Below are 3478 nucleotides of genomic sequence, written 5' to 3'. Positions count from 1 at the left end.
ATTAAGAGGGGCTGGTTGCAGCGGCTGTTATAACAAAGCAGGAATTAAAACTGCTCCCACTCCTCGTCCTGTGATGATGGAGGCGGCGTTAATTTTTTACTGGTAGTAGGCGTTTTTTTTGCTGCTGGTTTTGCGACTGGTTTTGATGACGTCGTCAAACGTTTAGTGGGAGCTGGACTACGCTCTTGATCGTCGGACAACCGGAATTGCGCAACACTTTGGGTCAATTGGTCTGCCTGCGATTGCATACTCTCTGCTGCCGCCGCAGCCTCTTCCACCAGTGCTGCATTTTGTTGTGTCATTTCATCCATTTGCGATACAGCAGTCGACACCTCTTCAATACCAGTCGATTGTTCCGCCGACGCAGCGGCAATTTCCGCCATAATATCGTTCACCCGTTTAATCGCATTGACGATCTCTTTCATGGTATCGCCAGATTTACCTACCAACTGATTGCCGTTATCAATTTTTTGCACCGAATCTGAAATCAGCGCTTTAATATCTTTTGCAGCATTTGCTGACCGCTGTGCAAGCGTACGGACTTCTGATGCAACCACCGCAAATCCACGCCCCTGATCACCAGCGCGCGCCGCTTCTACCGCAGCATTTAGTGCAAGGATATTGGTTTGGAATGCGATGCCATCAATCACACCAATAATGTCGGAAATTTTGCGCGCAGATTCATTGATCGCATTCATGGTGGTCACCACTTGCTGGATGAGCGTGCCGCCATCAATAGCCACCGTCGAAGCCTGCTCCGCCAACACATTGGCTTGTTTTGCATTATCGGCGTTAAGTTTTACGGTAGATGTCAGCTCCTCCATAGAGGATGCGGTCTCTTCCAGATTTGCAGCCTGCTGTTCGGTGCGTGATGACAGGTCCGCATTACCTTGGGCGATTTCGCTTGAAGCAGTAAAAATCGTGTCTGCAGCAATGCGTATATCGCCCAGCATATTGGTAAGGCTGCTGGTCGTTTCATTGCAGTAATTTTTGAGCTCGCCAAATGTCCCCAAATAATCGGCGTCAATTCTTTCAGTAAGATCGCCCTTAGCGATGGCACCGAGTACGCGTGCCACATCATTCAACCCCTTTTCTGCCGTAGTGACCAGCACATTTAGCCCATCTGCCAATTTCAAGAAGAAGCCGTCTTTACCGTCGGTTTTAATTCGCTCGCTAAAATTACCTGCTGCAGCGGCCTCAACCAGGGCATTAACTTCCACTTCCACGCCCACTTCGATTGTTCTATCCAACCACTCAACAAGTGACCCGAGGGGGGTAGCATCGTTAGAAAAAATAGGATTGGCGACGAAGGGAAAATGGCGTTTACCAACAACAATGTTGGAGGTGTAGGTAGTAGTCAGATTTTCCAGAAGTTTCATTTGATGGGCAGGATTTTTATGGAAGATATCCATATTACTGCCGACAATTTTATCTACCGCAAAATGTGGCAAAACCGAGCGTATATCAGCCTCTGCTACCCTCAGCATTTTTTCGACTGATTTATTCATGTAAATAATTCTTCGCTCGGGATCAGCAATCATCACATTTGTAGTAGTTGTTTCCAACGCGCCCAAAATTCGACTCATTTCATGTTCCGCAGCTACTTCTTTGGTGCGATCAATCCACTCAACAACAGAACCCAAACGATCGCCTGATTCGGAAAAAATAGGGTTTGCAATCAAACGGAAACTACAACCGGCTACCACAATGTTGCCAATATAAGTCTCGCGTAAATTGGCCAACAAATGGCTTTGGTGCGCAGGATTTTTATGGAATATATCCATGTTACTGCCGATAATTTTATCGACCGAAAAATGTGGCAACGCCTTGCGTAAATCAGCCTCAACACCACGCAACATTTTCTCAACCGAGTTATTCATATAGATAATCGTGCGATCGTTGTCAGCGACCATTACATTAGATGAAGTCGAACCCAAGGCTCCCAATATACGATCCATCTCTCGTTGTGACGCAAGTTTTCGTTTTGCTTCATCCGAGATATCAGTCGCATATTTAACAACTTTTATCGGCTTGTTGTTAGCATCCAGAATAGGGTTATAACTGGCCTGAATCCAAACTTCTTTTCCTCCGCGACCAATACGTTTATATTGCCCCCCCTCGAAATCGCCGCGCCCCAATCGCTCCCAAAAACTCCGGTACTCATTGCACACGCGATAATCAGGATCAACAAACATACTATGATGGCGGCCTTTTATTTCATCAAGATTGTAGCCCATTACCGAGAGAAAATTGTTGTTGGCATTCAGTATGGTTCCGTCCAAAGCAAATTCAATCACAGCCTGCACGCGGTTAATCGCTGCCAACTGGCCGCGCATATTCTCCAACTCATTGGAATTCACTTTCACAAGAGATTTATTACTGTTAAAAAAATTATCGATAATGCTCATGAGTTTTTCTCCTTATGGTTTTGCGGCAGGTGACTCAGCTGTTTCAAACAAACCCAACTCTTCGCTGGATATAAGTTCATTAATATCGACCAAAATAATCATGTGTTCATTCACTGTTGCCAATCCCAACAAATAACGGCTATTAAATGCCACGCCAAAGTCAGGCGGCGGCCGCAGCTGCTCCTTGGTCAGACTCACCACATCAGAAACACCATCAACCACAATACCAACGATGCGACTATGGATATGTAAGACGATGACAATCGTGAATTCGTCATAAGTCACCTTTCCAACATTGAACTTGATACGCAAATCCACGATAGGAACTATGTCACCACGCAAATTGATGACACCTTTAATAAAGGGCGGTGCATTCGCAATTTTAGTTACCGACTCATAACCCCGAATTTCCTTTACGGTTAAAATGTCGAGCGCATAATTTTCATCGCCAAGTGTGAAGGTTAAAAATTCTTGTGCTTCAGCTGTCATCATATTTTCCCGACATTATTGCTTCGTTTATTTCAGAACGCCTTTCATACGAAATTCATACGGCTGTGGCTAACTGCAGACTGTTGTTGACCGTCAATGCAAGTGACTCCACATCTACAATCAAGGCAACGCTGCCATCACCCATAATAGTTGCCCCGGCAATACCCTGTACGCGTTTGTAATGTTGCTCAAGGCTTTTAATGACCACTTGTTGTTGACCAACCAAACCGTCAACAAATAATGCAAACCGATGTTTATTGGTTTCAATTAATACTGCTATGCCTTTGCTGACATCAGTAAACTGCGGCTCCAATTGCATGACTTTATAGAGCGACAAAATTGGCCAGTACTCATTGCGCACATGCAGCAACTGATCATCTCCCGCCAGCGTTTTTATATCCTTAGCGGCCGGCTGCATGGACTCAACTATATCTACCAGCGGTATGATGAAGGTTTGCTCACCCACTGAAACACACATACCATCAACAATAGCGAGGGTCAGCGGCAGATGGATAGTAAAAGTGGCGCCCTGCCCAGCACGTGATTCAATATCAATACGCCCTCCTAAACTTTGTACGTTG

Annotated in this window: 3 protein-coding genes; all 3 read right to left on the bottom strand. The window is 45.4% G+C overall.

All coding sequences use genetic code 11. The features are described from left to right. Nucleotides 1–44 precede the first annotated feature (44 nt). A complete protein-coding gene (locus tag ACWA6V_RS19355; protein ID WP_449524029.1) occupies nucleotides 45–2408 on the bottom strand; it encodes a methyl-accepting chemotaxis protein in 2364 nt (787 codons plus the stop codon). A 12-nt stretch (nucleotides 2409–2420) separates the two neighbouring features. Next, nucleotides 2421–2897 carry a chemotaxis protein CheW gene (locus ACWA6V_RS19350; protein ID WP_449524028.1) on the bottom strand — a complete coding sequence of 159 codons (477 nt, stop codon included), beginning with the start codon at nucleotides 2895–2897 and terminating at the stop codon, nucleotides 2421–2423. 55 nt (nucleotides 2898–2952) lie between these two features. Next, the coding region (locus tag ACWA6V_RS19345; protein WP_449524027.1) for a chemotaxis protein CheW at nucleotides 2953–3478 on the bottom strand (526 nt) is incomplete at its 5' end.

The sequence above is a fragment of the Cellvibrio sp. genome (assembly GCF_053579595.1).
Note: the sequence above shows the minus strand (reverse complement) of the source record. Positions and strands in the feature narration are given on the sequence as shown.